This is a genomic window from Vibrio sp. 10N.222.55.B11, from assembly GCF_041473705.1.
Classification (GTDB): Bacteria; Pseudomonadota; Gammaproteobacteria; order Enterobacterales; family Vibrionaceae; genus Vibrio; species Vibrio crassostreae_C.
On record NZ_JBFRST010000023.1, the window covers coordinates 1 to 17,747 of the forward strand.

The following is a 17,747-nucleotide window of genomic DNA, read 5'->3' on the forward strand; positions in this document are numbered from 1 at the left end:
TTTTTCCTTTGATTTCTCATTACCGTGTCGCGGTCTTCCTGCTTAACGTCCCAAATCAGAACCCCCAAAACAAGGGTATATGAACGCTTCGCGCCCTTGTTTTGATGAACCGTGATTTTGGGTCGAGCAGTCAGGCGACAACGGGAATGAAAAATTAATCAAAGGAAAAACTTATGACAGACTCAATCCTTAATCCATCAACAGCTTCTAACGTTCAATCCGCGACAAACGTATCCCCGTTTGAGCCGTCAGGCTCATCCAAGAATGAATTTTTGAAGCGCTTCTCTGGTCATAAGTTGCGTAAAAATGCGAAGGCTAAAATTACGAAGCTGTTGGAATATGCTGACACGTTGATCTTAAAAACTCAGTCAATGGGGATGGATGATTGCTTTAGAAGTAATGAGCCTGTCACGATGGATAAATCCGAATTTTGGGATTGGTACGAAAAGAACTACAGCGACATGGTTATTTTATTAACCATCCGTGAAGGCGCTCTAGTGAAAGTGCAGGTCTGTGATTGTATCTATCATTTTTCTAATGATGTGGTGATGACATTCTCTTTGGATGGAGAGGAACCGCAAAGCACGATTATTGAGGGGGAATGCTCAGAAGTGGAGGGCACCGAAGAAGTGAAAGAGCCGGTGCAGCTTGCCCCGTTCGACCAATACGTACACCTGGAAAAGACCGCCGTTGTGAAGCAAGTGATTATTGATTGGAGTGAATCCAATTTATTATCTGATGGCAATGCGTACACCCTTGATAATTACAACAAAAAAGCAAGTCAAGAAGCTATGGAAGTGGGCCGCAATAACGGTTACACCAAGACGATGATGTATATCGAGTTTGATAATGGTGACTTGGAGCGATTTAGACATGATATTGATGCGGATCACCCAACGCTGAACCACTATTACGCTGCTGTGACTGAGACAAAATTGATGGGCTTGTCTAAAGTGCGCTTTACGTTTGAGCAAGTGACAAAGGCATTGATTGACGGTTATCTTTCCCCGCTTAACAGTGATGAGAAAAAGCCAACACCGCCACCACAAGATAACACCCGAAAAGTGGTAGCGCTGGGAGACTATCAAGAGCGACAAGAAGCGAAGCGCGATAGATTAGAAGAGCGTGCCGCTAAAGCTGAAGCGGTCTCTAATGAGCGATTTAATACCGCGAGTACATTAGGGAAAATGTTACCGTTCGGTCAGCCAATCCTGGTTGGTCACCATTCAGAAGCGAAGCACCGTAAACACGCGGAGAGCATCAATACCAACATGCGTAAAAGCGTAGAGGCTCAGGATAAAGCGGAATATCTGAGCCGTCGCGCTGATAGTGTAGGCTCTGCCGGTATCGCGTCAGACGACCCAGAAGCGGTTGAAAAATTGAAGAAAAAGCTCGAGGGTTTGATTAAAAGTCATGAACTCATGAAAGCCGTTAATAAGATCGTTCGCTCTAGTCATATGACCGAGGAAGACAAGATCGAATATTTGGTTAATACACACGGACAGACAGAAGAAAGAGCAAAAAAATTATTACGCCCGTGTGAGTTTTTTGGAAAGTTTGGCTTTGATGCATACGCACTACAGAATAGTAATGCCAATATCCGAACAACTAGAAAGCGTTTAGAGCACTTGGAAGCGTTGCACAACGAAGCGCCATTACAGGGTAACGGCGAGGCAATGGGGACGGCTTGGGAGCTGTACGAAGAAGAGGGCCGCATTAAGTTTTCATTTGACGGTATTCCAGCCGAAGAGGTGCGCAAAAAATTAAAAAGTAACGGTTTTAAATGGTCACGATACTCTAAAGGGGGCTGTTGCAATTAATCAGAGAATGCAGATCTACTCAGTCATGGGCGTAACCATTACTGGTAAATCACCTCAACATTGAACAGACGATTCATGAAGGCGGATCTCTCCCGAACAAGTGTTTTACGTTCATCATGACGTAACCAGAAATCAAACTGGCCTTTGTTCAACATTCGCAATGATTCGAATCCCTCGATGGTTGACCAGGCACGCTTTCGTATTTTAAAACCGCCTGTGCTGACAACGAGCTTCTTGATGGGGGCGTGATCGGACTCGATCCCATTATTGAGATGCTTAACTTGCCGTTGCTCGACATCCGCTCGCAGCCGCCCCTCCTTCTTCAGGCGCGAAATAGCATGAGCGTACGAGGAATGCTTGTCCGTGTTCAAGGTCTTAGGCTGAGTGTCTACATCATAATATCTTAGGCACCGTTTCAAGAACTGATAAGCCGCGTTTTTATTCCGTTTTTGGGAGAAATAGAAGTCCAGTGTTTCGCCTTGCTTGTTGATAGCTCGATACAGATAGTGCCATTTCCCTTTCACCTTGACGTAGGTTTCATCGAGCTGCCACGAAGAGTCTGTTCGGATGAACTGATGGCGGCGTAACTTCTTGCGTAATGCAGGGGCATATTCAATGAACCAACGATAAATGGTCGAGCGATTAACCGAAACCCCTCGTTCTGCCAGCATGTCGCTGAGGTTGGCGTAGCTCATTGGGGTCGAACCATACCAACGAAGGCACCAAAGAATGATTTCAGGGGCAAAGTGTTTCCATTTGAATGCGGGATTGGTCATTGAGTCACTAGATCAGGAAAGATAGAACTGAATTCTGAGTCTTGGCTGATTTTTTTGCAACAACCCCGTTCTTACTGGTTGCACTATTGATTTGGTACAACGATGCTAGAACGGGGCGCATCCACTACATCAAATCACTCTTATTTACACGAGCTTGTACTGTTGTGTGTTAGCAACGTCGTGCTTTTAGTTGTGTCAGGAACTGCTTTTCGAAGCTTTCGACTGTAATGGGTTTAGAGTATTTATAGCCTTGGACTCTAGATACCTGGGCGTCATCACAGACTCGGTGCTGTGCTGGTGTTTCTATCCCTTCTGCGACAATTTCATAGTCTAGTGAACTAGCAAAGGCGCATATTGCTCTGAATAACTGCCGTGATGATTTTACCTCTATATCTTTAATAAATGTTCGATCGATTTTAATGATGTCTATCGGGAAATATTTGAGATGAGAGATTGAAGAATACCCTGTTCCAAAGTCATCAATGGCTACCTTTACACCCACTTGGCTCAGTTCTGTCAAGCTTCTGGATGCTTTTGTTCCCTTCGTGATTAAATTACTTTCTGTAATTTCTATTTCAATGCTGGAAGGTTTGACACCATAAAATTGCAGCAGCTGTTTTATCTCGGTAGATATCTTCTCTTCGGACAGTTGCTTGGGCGATATATTAATAGCCAACTTAAAATTTTCATTTAACAGGTGACATTTGTTCCATTTTGCAATTTGTTTGATAGCAGCATCGATTACCCAATAGCCGATATCAATAATCAGGCCTGATGCCTCAGCTATCGGTATAAAAACATCAGGAGGAATGGTCCCCAATTTGGGCGAATGCCAACGCAAAAGAGCTTCTGCGCCTACGAGCTTCATGGATAGGTTAAATTGCGGTTGATAATGCAATTCCAATTCGTTTCTTTGTATCGCTGATTTGAGGCCGTTTTCAATGCGTAATCTTTGATCGATAGAGGCATGGATCTTCTTGGAATAGTATTGTGCCTGATTTCGACCTTTATCCTTTGCTCGATAGAGCGCAATGTCAGCATTTTTTCTCAGTTCTAATGAGTTAGAACCACTCTCAGGGTAATTTGCGATACCTATGCTTACAGAGAAGTCAATGTCATGGTTGTCGATTGTTATTGCCTTCTCAAAGGTTGAAAGTATTCTCTGCACTAACGTGTAGACATCCTCTTCAGACTCCAAATAGCTCGCGATTACTGCAAACTCATCGCCCCCAATACGAAAAAGTGAATCACTTTCACGAGTGCTGGCTTGAAGGCGAATAGAGACTTCCTGCAAGACAAGGTCTCCAGCGATATGCCCATATTGGTCGTTGATTTCTTTAAAACGGTCGACGTCAATAAGTAACAGTGCTAAAGGCTTTCTCACTCTAGAGGCCATAAGTAGTAGCTTTTTAAAACGCTCATCGAAAAAATGACGATTATTTAAACTTGTTAATGTATCAAACTCGGCAAGTTGCTTTAGTTGAGAGTGAGTCTCGAGAATTTTTTGTTCTAAATAGTACCGCTCAGTTGCGATTAATACCGACCGCCTTAGGCGCATTGCAGAAATTTCACTCTTCATTACAAAGTCTTGAGCGCCTGCTTCAATACATTTTAACGCTAACTCTTCGTCATTGCTGTGGCTGAGCATAACAATAGAGGTAGCAAAATTAGCATTTGACCTTAAGGCGATTAATAACTCTAATCCTGTCGTGGGAGGAAGTTGATAATCCAGTAAAATGATATCAAATGCTTGTTCAAGCGCTCGAACTAGCCCTTCGTCAGCGGTTTGCGCTTCTTCAATTACAGAGATGGGTAAATCTGTATTTTTTAGCACCCTGACGATAGCAAGCCTGTCGACAGTATCGTCGTCTATGAGCAGTATTTTCATATCATCCTATCTCGTTGATTGTTTCTGGGAGTTCAACAATGCGCCAATAATTGTCAAGAAACGATAAAACGTTGTTGAAATCTTGGCTGACGGAAGACTTAACTATATAACCAGCGATATTTTTCTCATATGCCGCGGATATCTCCTCATCGCGTTTTGATGTTGTCAGAACAAAAATTATCGTGGAGCGTAAATGTTCGTCATCTCTCACTTCTTTAAGAAACTCTAACCCGTTCATTCTTGGCATATTTAGGTCTAGGAGAACAATATAAGGTGAAGGGATCTTGCCTGCTTTTAAAAGATCTAATGCTTCTACACCATCGTGTGCACGAATCATAGGGTTGAGTAATTTCAAAGAATGGAGAGCTCGCTCGACTCCCATTGCATCAATATTATCGTCTTCTACGAGTAGAATGCTTACGGGTTTGTAGGTTGGGGGGGGCATCAGAAGTGTTCCTCGGTTATAGATTGCTTTTAGGCCATGAGAAGATGAATGTACAACCACCATGGCTGTTAGAAGTAATGGAGTATTGGCATGTATACAAGTCAAGAATTTTCTTTATGATTGACAAGCCTAATCCACTTCCTTCCACACTGTCGCGTGGTTTCAATGTATGAAAAAGGTCGAAAACTCGTTCCCTGTACTCTTTTTCAATCCCTGGGCCGTCATCTTCGACGATGAACTGATAGTGACTCTCGGTTGCGTCGATAGAAATATAGATATTTCCAGATTCCTTGTCGTGATGTTTGATTGCATTACTCATTAAGTTGCGCAGTATGAGCTCTAGTGGTGTGGTTAAAGTATCAAACGAGCCAATGTTGTCGGTACAGTGCAGTATGATGTTTTGTTGTGGAGCCAGAAGCTCTAAGGTTTCTGTGCAGTATTGTTTAAGGTTAAACGTTGCCAATTGCCCTTGCTTTCTTCCTACTCGAGAGTAGGCGAGTAAATCATCCAAAAGCTTTTCTAGTCTCATTACCCGATTGTTGAGTAACGTTGTGTATTGTTCTGTTTTAGGGGTTAAAAAGTCTTCCAGCTCTTCGCTCAACCAAGTAATCAACTGAGAGATGCCACGGAGTGGAGCTTTAAGATCGTGAGAGGCTACATAAGCGAACTGGTCAAGTTCACGATTTGCTTCTTGTAGTGCTTGATTTCGGCGTTGCAAATCTTTTGTCACTACTTCTAACTTATCTGAGCGCAATTTAAGGTCTTTGGTGACCTCGTTGGCGTATTCCGTTACGCGCTCTCTCTCACGAACCAACATAATAAAAAGAATCAGCAATAAGACATCAACGAGAATGCCAAAGGCGAGAATGAGGAGAGGCTGAGAGGTGCTGTGCTGGTCTTCAAATTGTGAAGAGCTCTCTATTTCGAACTGCCAAGTCCTGCCGTATAGCTTGAGTTCAAGCGTTGTTGTATATACAGGGGGAGTAAGGCTATCGGTATTATGGTTCGCTTTGTCGCTGTACAGTAATTCTTTGTTGTCGTAGAGGTTAAAGTTTACCAGTCGTTTGTCTCCAGAGAGTGTTCCGTTCATTAATTTGCTAAAAACAAACGGTGCATATACTAACCCCGAAAAGCCATCTGCATCATCTCCGTAATATTGTGGCACGCGATCTGAAAACCATGGGACATAAAACAAAAAACCTGGCGTTTTCTTTGAATCTTGGACTAAAACTATTGGACCAGAGACCGTTGCTGCACGGTTTATACGCGCATTTTTGGCTGCCGTATACCGATTAGATTCGTGAGCCATATCCAATCCGACAGCTTTTAAGTTGTCTTCACTTGGCTCTACATAAGTAATTGGCCAATATTCATCCGCGATTCGCGAGGGATTAATTTGGTAACCTGGTAGTTGCAACCTTTGCCAATCTAAATAGGTGTCGAGTTTATCCGCTGGAACATAATGGATAACACCTATACCGTTAATCCCAGGAAAGTGGTGAGGGACGTCAAAGGCATCAGCGAACATTTTCCATTTTGTTCTCGATACTGGGTCTTCATACATACGCAGCGCAGAAGAGCCAGCGAGTAACGCTTCTTCATACTTGGACATGCGCTCTTGAACGAGTTCGGCGAGTTGATGCGCTTGAAATAGAAACTGAGTTTCTGCCTTTTGTTCTGCTTGAGTAGAGGTAATCTTCCAAGCGGAAAAAGTTAATCCTGCGGAGAGAAGGAGTACAAGCCAGTGATACCAATTTAACGCGTTTAAGCGCTTGGATAATATATAATTCCCTAGCATGAAACTGACCTTTGTTGTTATAGTTTTTACTCAACTTAGTTTATATTAATAACTTTCGCAATCATTATTCTCTCTGGATTGTGCTCAATATAGATTACTGTGAATGAACCTATAGAACTAAAATAAGAAGCAACAATCTTATCGACTAACCTTATCCATTGTCGTGGTCTCGTGGGGCTTGTTGCAACTAATCAGAGAGTGCAGATCTACCCAGTCATGGGCTTAACGATTACTGATAAATCACCTCAACATTGAAGAGACGATTCATGAAGGCGGATCTCTCCCGAACAAGCATTTTACGCTCATCATGACGTAACCAGAAATCAAATTGGCCTTTGTTCAACATTCGCAATGATTCGAATCCCTCGATGGTTGACCAGGCTCGCTTTCGTATTTTAAAACCGCCTGTGCTGACAACAAGCTTCTTGATGGGGGCGTGATCGGACTCGACCCCATTATTGAGATATTTCACTTGCCGTTGCTCGACATCCGCCCGCAGCCGTCCCTCCTTCTTCAGACGCGAGATAGCATGAGCATACGAGGAATGCTTGTCCGTGTTCAAGGTCTAGGTTGAGTGTTTACATCATAGTATCTTAGGCACCGTTTCAAGAACTGATAAGCCGCGTTTTTATTACGTTTTTGGGAGAAATAGAAGTCCAGTGTTTCGCCTTGCTTGTTGATAGCTCGATACAGATAGTGCCATTTCCCTTTCACCTTGACGTAGGTTTCATCGAGCTGCCACGAAGAGTCTGTTCGGATGAACTGATGGCGGCGTAACTTTTTGCGTAATGCAGGAGCATATTCAATGAACCAACGATAAATGGTCGAGCGATTAACCGAAACCCCTCGTTCTGCCAGCATGTCGCTGAGATTGGCGTAGCTCATTGGGGGCGAACCATACCAGCGCAGACACCAAAGAATGATTTCAGGGGCAAAGTGTTTCCATTTGAATGCGGGATTGGTCATGGAGTCACTAGATCAGAAAAGACAGAGCTGAATTCTGAGTCTTGGCTGACTTTTTTGCAACAACCCCATTTAGAAAGCGAGTTCAGTTTGTATATCTCTAGATAAGGTTTTGTATTGAAAACGTCTAAGCAAGTGGCCACCTTCACTTCACTATTGAATTACACCAATAATCATTAGTATCTTAGATATTTCTAGTTATTAAATGTGCTAGTCTTGGTGAAACAAAGTAAATATGGAATCTATTTTTATGTTGGGTAAGTTCACTAAGGTGGCTGATTATTTTTCTGATATGGGTGTTCCGCCTCAAGCGGTTAAATCCCTGTCAACTCAGTTTAGATTGCTCTCACTGAATCCATCAGATATTTTGCTCGCACAGGGAACTCAGCAAGACTATGGTTATTTTATCCTGTCCGGTATACTTAGAGCTTGTCATTACGGTGAGAATGGTCTTGAGCGATGCAAAGAGTTTTATTTTAACGGTGAACTATGCTTCCTCTATTCAAGTTGGTTACAGGAAATGTCTGCCCAATATCAAATTGAAGCTATTACAACAGCAGAAGTGATAAGGATCCCTTTGAATTTACTGACATTGCCTTCGTTCTTACAAGCCAAAGTCACACTGTTACAACAACAGTTAATATTCAAGGAGCAGAAAGAGGCTCTGCTATTACTCCACACTCCTGAGCAAAGGTACCAGCACTTACTGCAGTATTGGCCAAATTGGTTAATCAAACTTAATAACATTCAGATAGCTAGCTATATCGGTATCAGCCCTGTCAGCCTATCGAGATTGAAAGCCAGAATTAAAAGCTAAATATAAGAGGTAGGCATTAACTTTAGTTAATTCCTACTTTGGGATATATACGCATAATCCCACCTCCATATTTATCATAAATTTTTTAGGAGGGAAGTATGTCGGCATTTCTTTGGTCCCAAGTATTGATAGCAATCGCCATCGTATTCGATCTGATATCATTTCAATTTAAACAAAGACAAAAAATTGTCTGTTGCTTATGTATATCAGGCATCCTGATTAGCACCCACTTTGCTCTGCTAGAACAATGGACCGCTGCAAGTTTAATGTTACTCGCGAGTGTTCGCTATTTCACTAGTATTTTTACTACATCGAAAAAATTGATGTTTCTATTTTTAACCTCTGCGGTAGTGATAACTGTGATGACCTTTGTTGACTTGATCAGTTTACTTAGTTTTGGCGGAACGCTATTTCAGACCACCGCTGCATTTTGTCAAAGTGATCAACGTTTACGTCAATTAATGATTTTCGGAACTTTGCTCTGGCTAATACACAATTATCTTGTAGGTTCTCCTACCGCTGTACTGATGGAGTTGCTGTTTATTGGCAGCAATATTGTCGGCTATTATCGTTATTATGGGATACATCTGAGTATGTTGAATCCAAACAAGTCCATATGAATATATTAGCCAATACTTAAGTGACAAGCACCATGAAAACGGAGAATTTTTTAGTAGGAGAAATTCATATTCATAAGGTCCAAATGACTACTAACTCTAAATCATTTTGGGACGTTCGAGGTAAAGTCGTATGAAGCGCTGTTCACCGCTTACTGTGTGAACCATCTGTATCACCAGATGAACCTAAGAGCCTGAATAAAGTAGCAGCTCCGATAATGTAACGAAGATTGGCATTTGCCAATCGGGATCTCAATCGTGAGAGGACGATCCTCCTGATAACCACAATCGGGTGAGCGCTAGGTAGTCAGTCTGATGAACAGGAGTGAATCCGCGTAAGGTGCGTTATGTGATGAAACAGCTGAAGTGGTTAATACGCTGTAGCCAAAAGGCACGAGAGTCGGAAAGAGATTGCCCCATGCTCTTTCGTGATCATTGAACTCTTCGCACCATAGCGGGCATCTACCCTGACATTGCTCGGAATACGAAATACGGTAAGCCTGTATCACTCCCGACTGGTCTCCCGTTGCGAGAGAGTTTGAAGAACTTTATTTAAGGAGAAATGCAAATGATGATTTCAAAAGAGATTAATGCCTCTCCTGACAACGCTCAATGGCAGTCAGTAGACTAGAAATCCATTAAAACGCATGTGTTAAAGCTCTAGATGCGTATCGTAAAGGCAACTCGAGAAGGTAAACACGGTAAAGTAAAAGCTTTGCAATGGATACTGACTCACTCGGGTTCAACAAAACTTCTTGCTAAGTTGCTAGGTATCATTTGATGTTAGGATAATGGAATGAAAAAGACCACGCCAACTCCACATGATGCGCTCTTTAAGCAGTTTCTCACTCATCCTGAAACTGCTAAAGACTTATTGGATATTCACCTGCCTGCTGAGCTGCGTGAAATCTGTGATTTGACGACCCTAAAGCTCGAATCAGGCAGCTTTATAGAAGAAAGCTTACGGTCTTACTATTCGGATGTTCTTTATTCTCTTAAAACGTCTCAGGGGGAAGGGTACGTCTATGCGTTAATCGAGCACCAAAGTCGGCCAGATAAACACATGGCGTTCAGACTGATGCGTTACGCTATCGCTGCTATGCAACAGCATATTGAAGCGGGCCATGAGCACTTACCCTTAGTGATACCTTTGCAGTTTTACCATGGCCAAGTCTCGCCGTATCCTTATGAAATGAATTGGTTAAAAGGGTTTGCGAATCCTGTTGTAGCTAAGGCACTCTATACTCAAGATTTTCCATTGGTCGATGTCACGGTCATCTCCGATGATGAGATAATGCAGCATCGCCGTATCGCGTTACTTGAACTTGTACAAAAGCACGCTAGGCATCGCGATATCATGGATTTCCTTGAGCCTCTGGTCACATTGCTCTTAACCGATTACACTACAGATAAGCAAGTACAGTCATTGATGAGCTACCTACTCCAAGTGGGTGAAACGAGTAACCTAGAAGCGTTAATTACGTCACTGGTCTCATCAGTACCGAAACACGAGGAAACACTTATGACTATTGCAGAACAATTGCGCCAACAAGGCGAACAACGTGGTCGCCAAGAAGGGCGCCAAGAAGGTATACAATTAGGTGAGGAAAAAGGTCGTCAAAATGCACTCAAGGAGATGGCGCGTAAGATGCTGCTTAATGGTCTAGATCAACAAACCATTATGGATGTCACGGGATTGAACACAGACGAACTCGCACAACTTTCTCATTAGCCGCTCAAGCATAAAGGGTTGTGTTGATAAAATCTGCCTGGAGATAAAGCTACATCGTCTATGGCTAACCGTTGGCTTCTAACTGGCATACCTAGAGCTATAATTTTTGTTTGTAGTTTTGACATTTACTATCATTTCACCTATTTGAGCGTTGTAGTATTTCAAACTCGCTTTCCCGCTTGTTAGCGCCTTTTCCGCTTCATTGATTGATCCACTCTCTTCCCAAAGCATTACTTTCTTTCGAGGTGAGTTTCAGTGAGGGGCAACCTTTCTTTATCAGAGGATCATGGCACAACAAAACTGACTTCCGCACTCATGATTTCGGGTGTATCGATATGAAAGCTAAGTTCAGCTTTTGCCATGCTCTGCGTTTTTTTGCATCAAGCTTTTTCACTTTCCACTCTCCCTGACCAAAAAGGTGGAGGCCATTTGAGTTAATGGCTAGATGGCGAATAACCCTTTAGATTTATTGCGATATTTGACTTGAACCGCCTTCGACGCATCTCCCTGAATATTGATTATGACGGTTCTGTTTCCAACGCTAATCAATCTATAAAGTACGTATTAAACTTAAATATTGGGTGTTCTCCCTTCGGTCGGCTCATTCCGTCGTTTCACTCCTCTCGCGATAACTTATGTCACTTATTATCGAGCAAGCTCGATGTGACCTTAAGTTACTGCGAACAATCACCCAACGCCTCCGCTACTGCGTAGCTGCGCTTCGTCGTGCCTCCTTATTGCCTTTCACTGGCTTCAATTAAGGTCGAGTAAGGGCTTGTTTTCTTATGTGCCGATTTTCCTTTCGACTCGCATCACTTGATGGCGCTCGCAGGCTGTTCACCCTCCTCAATCAGAACCTTCTCTGCAAGGGTAAATAAACGCTTCGCGCCCCTGCAGAGCAGAACCCTGTTTGAGGTCTGGACAGCCAAGCGGCTCCATAAAAGTGATACTCAAACAGAAAGGAAACTCCTTATGGCACAACGACACTCAACCCCAACTCTCTCTAAATTGAATTTCAGCGACCAGCGTTTCGCCGCTGGGCACGAAAGCTCACCAAAAAATGATATCTCTTTATTGCGTATTCCTCAGCGTACAGAGGAAGAAGAGCACGGCTTTTCTCTTACGCCGTGTAGCGACATTACCTTTGCTGAACTCAAAATCGCGGGATTTACTTTGCGTGATTCTAAGTTCTACCCATCCACTCTGGCTGAGGTTGAGAAGAGTATCTTACACCACTTTAAAATAGGGGACTTAACTGACAATTTTATTGTGAAGGATGTATCAACCCCTTCGAGAGCCCTCTTTTCGTTTCACCATTGCCCGTTTTAATTACTGGGATATTTTTGTATTAACGTCAGGAGTAAGTCATGAAATATTTATCTCACTATATTCAATCCAAACAAACGCAAGCATTTAATGAAGCTGGGGCATTTTTTGCCTTTTCCACTAAACAGTTCGATGAAGCAAAAAAAGAGGGCGTGAAATATGCGTTGTTAGGTATGGGCTTAATTTGCCCTGTTGATAATGCGAAGCAATTAATGAACCGTTTAGATTCTATTGCTCAAGAAGGGATCGCCGAAGACATCGAAGAGAATGGTAAAAAAGCGATCATTCGCCGTGAGCTATCAATCACGAGTGTTTCTATACCAATGACATTTGTGATTGTGTCGAAAAGCTCGAAGGGTATGGCATTTCTTACGATGAAGTGTATGAGGTGTTTAATCACATTCGTAAAACGGAAGATGTTTATTAAATGCTAAAAGTAAAGCGCCTTGATATTTGCTGTATCAAATATCAAGGCAAATTCAATTTAAATACAGGGTAAATAAAATGAACATTAAAAATGTTACACCAGGTAACGAAGAAACAAAAGAAAAAAATTATGTTTGTACGGCTGTGCCATTTGATCTTGGCAAAGTCGTTTGTACACAAGGCATTGCTGAACTGCTAAATAATAATATTGGTGTTAATTTATCGATTTACTTACATCGTCACCAAAATGGTGATTGGGGAAATGTCTGTGTTGAAGATAAACTTACCAATGATGAAGCCACCAAGACAGGCGAGCGGGTTTTATCCAGTTACACCATTTGTAATGAACAAGTCTGGATAATTACCGAGCGTGATCGTAGTTGCACTACGTTTTTACTCCCTAATGAATATTGATGACGTCAATTTACGCGATATAATGGAGTCTCTTTAGACTCCATTTTTTAGCTTATGAAAAAATCAATATTATTATTTTCGATATTTCCAAGTGTTGGGTATTCGTTTTGTTTTGATGAAGCAGGGCAGTATTACAATGTTGACCCGGGGTTATTGCGAGCGATAGCGCAGGTCGAAAGCAGTCTTGATCCTAATGCTTATAACGAAAACAAAAATAAACAAGGTCAAGTAACCAGTCGCGACTTTGGACTCATGCAAATTAACTCTAGTTGGTTTTCTCGACTGGCTGAATTTAATGTCAATGAAACCAATGTTTACGAACCTTGTTTTAATGTTTCATTAGGTGCGTGGGTATTAAGCTCTAACTTTGCCAGTCATGGTTATAACTGGAATAGCGTGGGTGCTTATAATGCAGGATTTATTAAACGTACCGAGAGTGCCAGGAAAATATACATCAAAAAAGTTCAAAAAGTCTATTATCAGTCACCATTAAAATAACCCTTCTTGCACCGTAATAGTGCAATGAGAGTTGTCTCACGATCTTCTTTTTCCGTTTTACATTCCTTCCCTAATGGTTTCAATCACCCTCGGTTCAATCGCCAACGGTTCGGCTTTTGCTCTCGACGTTTCTAAAACAAGTCCAAAAAACACAAACTTGATGGAGACTCATTGGAGGTCATTGTTACCGCTTTAGAATCATCCACACCCTACGGCGCATTGATTTCAATGCGAATGGTTGTCTGTTAATGGTGTAAAGACAATAAAAACAAAAAGTTATATTTAATTAGGAAGGGGGATTAGAGTGTAAAAAAATTTTCAAAATCTCAACTAATTAGCCGCTGAAACCCCAGTGTAAAAATATGTAATCACATTGAATTGTTATTGATGCCTTTTCCTATAAGGGGTTTTGGTGATTTCAATCTAAATTTAATGGAATTTAATTGAATTGTTATTTATCCCTTTAGGGGTAAGGTTGTAGCTGTTTTTTAAAAACTAAGTACAATGGGTTTACATTGAGAATTTATTGGATTTCATTGGGGTTTAAAAGTGGACTTCATTGACATTCATTGAGGAGAAAAGGCTAAATTATGTCGCGTTCTTACCCTTTACAAAGCTCCCTTCGAGGGAAGCTAGAGCAAGATTTTAAGAAATTCAGAGACAGAGAAAAGTTAAGTGATGCCGAGGCAACTCGTCAGCTTTTTACCTTGGCGTTGCGTATCAAACTGAATGACAGTGACGATGAGCGGCCGTCGAACCGTGAGTTGATGGAAGAAACGTATCGTAGAGTTAGGCAAGTACAAGGCGTGCTAAATTTAAATTTGGCGCATAGCTTTGATGGGGAGGGGTATTATAAGAACAAAGCCGACTCTATTGAGCAAAGAAAATCCAATACCGCTTTGGTTGATAAAAGCGTCGATGAATATCTTGAAGGCGAAAAAAAAGGGTAGCCATTGGCTACCCTTTTATTATCGCTCTAACTCTCTGTCGATTTCTCTGTCTTCCCAATGGCTCTCTTTCTCTGATTGATTAAATTCCATCTCTTTTTGAGGGGAATATTCTTTTGGCTCAAAGTGTTCGAGTGATTGGCTGTCGGTTTCTTTTTTATCATTATAGTTGATGGTGTCTAATTCGCTCTCTTGATGAGACGTGTGCGGCTCATTTAATTCAATGTTATGTGTGCTGTTATCTCGCTCTAATTTGTCAATGCACGATTTAATGTCCTCTTTAAGATTATCATCTGACATGAATTGAATGTCTCGACCATTAAAGTTCTCGACAATTTTCTCAATGTTGTTCGGGTTTAAATCGTGGTTGCCTTGATTTAATACAATAATGATGTTCTGTCTCAGCTCATCGGTAGAGATGTTTTGAATGTCGTTCTTGTGATTGACATTAATAATATCAATCTGCCCTTGAGTTTGGTCTCGAATTAAGAATGAGTTTTCAATTGAGGTACTGATGATGGTGGTATTTAAATTCTCTCCTTGATGGAATTGGGTTAATTGTTTGGACTTTGTGCCTAGGGTTCTTGGGTTAATATCTAGGGAGGTATCTTTATTGCCTTGAGTGTCTAAATAGGTCACTTCAATGGCTTTGGTTTCGCCTTCTTTATTGTGGATGTTGGTTAACATCGCAGGATGAAGAGATCTATCTTCGGATGAATAGACCGCCGGGTGGAACTTAACCTGGTTATTTTCAATGTTATTGACACCGAGCTTGTTTAAGTACGTTTGGGCCAGTGTGTTATCCATCGGTAAGCTTTGATTGATATAATCTTTAGCCCTTTCTTCAAACTGCGCAATATGCCTTGGGGTGGTGCTCAGTAATTTGGCGTGTTTATTGTTTTCCTCCAATTGATATTTATCTGGCTCATTGAGCATCTTGTGCGCTTCATTCATCGCGGCTTTATAATTCATTTCCTTATGACTCATGATTAGGTTAATCAATGCGCCTTTTTCGCCTGTGGTGTAGTCTTTAAAATACCCGCGATATTCTCCGGTTAAGGTGACTTTAATGGCTGATTTACCAATACCAAAGGTTAAGTAATCCCGGTCTGATTTGGATTGATTCGGCTGGCCTAATAACTGAATGGCGAGGCTTTCGGTGTATTTGGGTAGCTGCGTATTGATGTGCTCCCTAAATGTGTTGTAGTCAAAGTCACCGCTTTTATTTTGGAACCGGACGTCCTCATGAGGGAGTGCATTACGGTTAAAGTAGGTGGTGTCTTTGGGTGGAATTTGGTTGAGGGTTTCTATCGCACTGGCTTTATGGCTCTCTTTAGAAAGCCAGCTTTTGACCAATTGTTTTGTGTTGTCGGTATAGAGCCGAATGTGCTGACTGGCACGAGTCACATCGATAACGGCGCGTCTTAAGTTGGTCAGTGCGCCTTTGCTTTGTATCGCGCTAATGACGTGTTGATAGGTGGACCCTTGCGCCATGTCTGCGGTTCGACTGTAAGCGTAGTCCCAGTGCCCGTCTTTAAGCGCATTAGGGTTAAGGTTGAGTGTTTGTCCTGTCTTAGATTGAGCGATAACACGGTCTGTAGTCGCTTGCGTGATGCGGTACTCCACGTTGGCTTTGATACTGCGCTCTTTATCGGTAAAACGGGTGATGATTTTATCGCCCGTTGAGAGTGGTTTTTCTGACGTAGAGAACAGGGTGGTGAAGCGGTGGTCACGGTTGCGCGGTAAGAACGGCCTTGTCTTACCTGTACTTGCGTCTTGAAGTGTTACTACGCCATGCTCAGAATCCACGTGAGTGATTGCCGCGTACTCACCGGGCTTGGTGCTCAGTATCAAGCCTTTTTGATACGGCATCATGGTGGTGAGCTCTTCCCCCGTCGCGCCGATTGAGCGTAGCCTCGTTGCGATGACGTTCTCTTTGCCTAACTCACTCTTTTTCATTAAACCGACACGGATGTGTTCGGTGATGGTGTCTCGCTCCTGGTTGGTGTACGCGATAATCAGTGTGTTGTCTCGCGTTTCGGGGGTGCGCTCTAAATAGTCTTTGGCGACCACATAAGGCAGCTTCTCTGTGGCGGTGAGCTGCGCTCTGCGTCGGTCTTTGTCGTTTTCATCCAGCGTAGAAATGACATGCTGGCTGTTGCCCTGGGTGTCAGGGGTTTGCTGCTGGAGTTTGTCTAGGGCGCTGAGCGGCTGTTTATCAATGGTGTTTTGCTGTGCATTGTGCAAGATGTCATTTTGTGGACGTACCATATCGGTCATGTAAGCGGTATCGATGCGACCTTGGCTCATGGCCAGCTCAAAGGGTTTACCGGCACTGAGTGACAATAACTGCTCTTTATCGCCCAATTTGGCTGTTTTGGACTGACTGTCATTGACCAGCTTTGTGAACTCATCGGCTTGCTTGTTGCTGACCATGGAGCTTTCATCGAGAAAGAACAAGGTGTGTTGATAGTCACTGGCTTCTCGATTGCCTTGTCGGATGTCAGAAAGCAAACTGTCTAGCGTTTGCGCTTTCACGCCTTTGCTTTCGAGCTCTGCTACCGCAGCGTGCGTGGGCGCAAGACCGATGACACTTTGCTCTGGTTGTTGGCTGGCTTCTTTCACTAACTGGATAAGTTCAATGTTGGATTCAAGCATGGTGGACTTACCGGTACCGGCTAGCCCTTGGATGGCCACAAAGCTGTCCTTGGTGGTTGAGATAAGGGTGATGGCGTCCTTTTGCCCTTGGGTTAGGCGAGGCTTGGTATCGAGGAAGTCCTGCACCTGTTTGTGGGTAGCAAAAGGCTGATGTTGGTCTTTACCATCATCGATGTTTTGCAAGATGCGCTTTTCAGTCTCCAGCGCGGCGTGCGTCGTCCAGCGTGTGCCGTCACTGTACTCTGCAGAGAGGGTGTCGCTGCGTTTAGTCAGCTCTGTTTCAACCTGCTCTTTGGTAATAGAGCCTCCGGCTTCTTCAAAGGCGTAACGCACCGCTTCCACCACTAAGGCTTTTTGGCTAAACGCCGCTTCTCGCTCTGAGAGGTGGTTCAGGGCAAAGCTGACCGCTTTTTCGATGAGTGGGGCGTTTTGCGCTTTGGCGAGTGCTGACAGTGCCTGACTGACATCCTGCTTTAGCAAATCTTGGGTGGCGTCGTTTAGGTAGCGGTCGTTGACGTTTTGCGTCTGCAGTACACGCTCAATGGCTGACGGGGAGACCTGCTCTTTTTCAAGTGCGCTTTGGGCTTTGTCTGGTTTGTCGGTGAAGATATCAAGGCGCTCT

The 17,747-nt window shown here is 42.9% G+C and carries 13 protein-coding genes and 4 pseudogenes; 10 read left to right on the forward strand and 7 right to left on the reverse strand.

Going from position 1 to position 17,747, the window contains the following annotated elements:
• Positions 1 to 173: 173 nt before the first annotated feature.
• On the forward strand, positions 174 to 1,820 hold the full coding sequence (locus tag AB4503_RS10145) for a DUF3560 domain-containing protein (RefSeq protein WP_372114509.1): 1,647 nt from the start codon (positions 174 to 176) through the stop codon (positions 1,818 to 1,820).
• A gap of 38 nt (positions 1,821 to 1,858) precedes the next feature.
• Here the strand turns inward: AB4503_RS10145 and AB4503_RS10150 are convergent, their stop codons facing one another.
• The 5 genes and pseudogenes from AB4503_RS10150 to AB4503_RS10170 all read right to left on the reverse strand — a co-directional run bounded on the left by AB4503_RS10150 (position 1,859) and on the right by AB4503_RS10170 (position 7,693).
• Positions 1,859 to 2,596, reverse strand: coding sequence for an IS6 family transposase (locus AB4503_RS10150; RefSeq protein ID WP_371731219.1), 738 nt, complete (start codon positions 2,594 to 2,596; stop codon positions 1,859 to 1,861).
• Between the two features lie 169 nt (positions 2,597 to 2,765).
• On the reverse strand, positions 2,766 to 4,484 hold the full coding sequence (locus tag AB4503_RS10155; protein WP_372114511.1) for a putative bifunctional diguanylate cyclase/phosphodiesterase: 1,719 nt from the start codon (positions 4,482 to 4,484) through the stop codon (positions 2,766 to 2,768).
• A 1-nt stretch (position 4,485) separates the two neighbouring features.
• Positions 4,486 to 4,929 carry a response regulator gene (locus AB4503_RS10160; protein ID WP_372047798.1) on the reverse strand — a complete coding sequence of 148 codons (444 nt, stop codon included), beginning with the start codon at positions 4,927 to 4,929 and terminating at the stop codon, positions 4,486 to 4,488.
• A gap of 16 nt (positions 4,930 to 4,945) precedes the next feature.
• A complete protein-coding gene (locus AB4503_RS10165) occupies positions 4,946 to 6,727 on the reverse strand; it encodes a CHASE domain-containing protein (protein WP_102495682.1) in 1,782 nt (593 codons plus the stop codon).
• 229 nt (positions 6,728 to 6,956) lie between these two features.
• Positions 6,957 to 7,693 (reverse strand): annotated as a pseudogene (locus AB4503_RS10170) (IS6 family transposase).
• A 247-nt stretch (positions 7,694 to 7,940) separates the two neighbouring features.
• Here AB4503_RS10170 and AB4503_RS10175 point away from each other — a divergent pair.
• From AB4503_RS10175 to AB4503_RS10190, 4 genes and pseudogenes are all read left to right on the forward strand, one after another.
• Entirely contained in the window at positions 7,941 to 8,507 is a 567-nt protein-coding gene (locus AB4503_RS10175) for a Crp/Fnr family transcriptional regulator (RefSeq protein WP_076646397.1), read from the forward strand.
• A gap of 98 nt (positions 8,508 to 8,605) precedes the next feature.
• Positions 8,606 to 9,127: a YgjV family protein gene (locus AB4503_RS10180; protein WP_076646395.1), complete on the forward strand. Its 522-nt coding sequence runs from the start codon at positions 8,606 to 8,608 to the stop codon at positions 9,125 to 9,127.
• 565 nt (positions 9,128 to 9,692) lie between these two features.
• Positions 9,693 to 9,884 (forward strand): annotated as a pseudogene (locus tag AB4503_RS10185) (reverse transcriptase N-terminal domain-containing protein); the annotation flags it as partial.
• 36 nt (positions 9,885 to 9,920) lie between these two features.
• Positions 9,921 to 10,856 (forward strand): Rpn family recombination-promoting nuclease/putative transposase, encoded by a 936-nt coding sequence (locus tag AB4503_RS10190; RefSeq protein WP_372047799.1) that lies wholly within the window; start codon positions 9,921 to 9,923, stop codon positions 10,854 to 10,856.
• Between the two features lie 74 nt (positions 10,857 to 10,930).
• Here the strand turns inward: AB4503_RS10190 and AB4503_RS10195 are convergent.
• Positions 10,931 to 11,354 (reverse strand): annotated as a pseudogene (locus AB4503_RS10195) (IS5/IS1182 family transposase); the annotation flags it as partial.
• A 474-nt stretch (positions 11,355 to 11,828) separates the two neighbouring features.
• On the opposite strand from AB4503_RS10195, the gene AB4503_RS10200 reads away from it, so the two are divergent.
• The 5 genes and pseudogenes from AB4503_RS10200 to AB4503_RS10220 all read left to right on the forward strand — a co-directional run bounded on the left by AB4503_RS10200 (position 11,829) and on the right by AB4503_RS10220 (position 14,470).
• Positions 11,829 to 12,185 carry a hypothetical protein gene (locus AB4503_RS10200; RefSeq protein WP_372114514.1) on the forward strand — a complete coding sequence of 119 codons (357 nt, stop codon included), beginning with the start codon at positions 11,829 to 11,831 and terminating at the stop codon, positions 12,183 to 12,185.
• Between the two features lie 38 nt (positions 12,186 to 12,223).
• A pseudogene (locus tag AB4503_RS10205) lies at positions 12,224 to 12,609 on the forward strand (hypothetical protein).
• Between the two features lie 77 nt (positions 12,610 to 12,686).
• The gene (locus AB4503_RS10210) at positions 12,687 to 13,022 is read left to right on the forward strand and encodes a type I restriction endonuclease subunit M (RefSeq protein ID WP_137002151.1); all 336 of its coding nucleotides are present in this window, start codon (positions 12,687 to 12,689) and stop codon (positions 13,020 to 13,022) included.
• Positions 13,023 to 13,076: 54 nt separating this feature from the next.
• Entirely contained in the window at positions 13,077 to 13,520 is a 444-nt protein-coding gene (locus tag AB4503_RS10215) for a lytic transglycosylase domain-containing protein (RefSeq protein WP_372114515.1), read from the forward strand.
• A 590-nt stretch (positions 13,521 to 14,110) separates the two neighbouring features.
• Complete coding sequence (locus AB4503_RS10220) at positions 14,111 to 14,470, forward strand: hypothetical protein (protein ID WP_016790675.1); 360 nt, start codon at positions 14,111 to 14,113, stop codon at positions 14,468 to 14,470.
• 18 nt (positions 14,471 to 14,488) lie between these two features.
• Here AB4503_RS10220 and traI read toward each other — a convergent pair.
• A partial coding sequence (gene traI / locus AB4503_RS10225) for a conjugative transfer relaxase/helicase TraI (RefSeq protein ID WP_372114517.1) occupies positions 14,489 to 17,747 on the reverse strand: 3,259 nt, incomplete at its 5' end.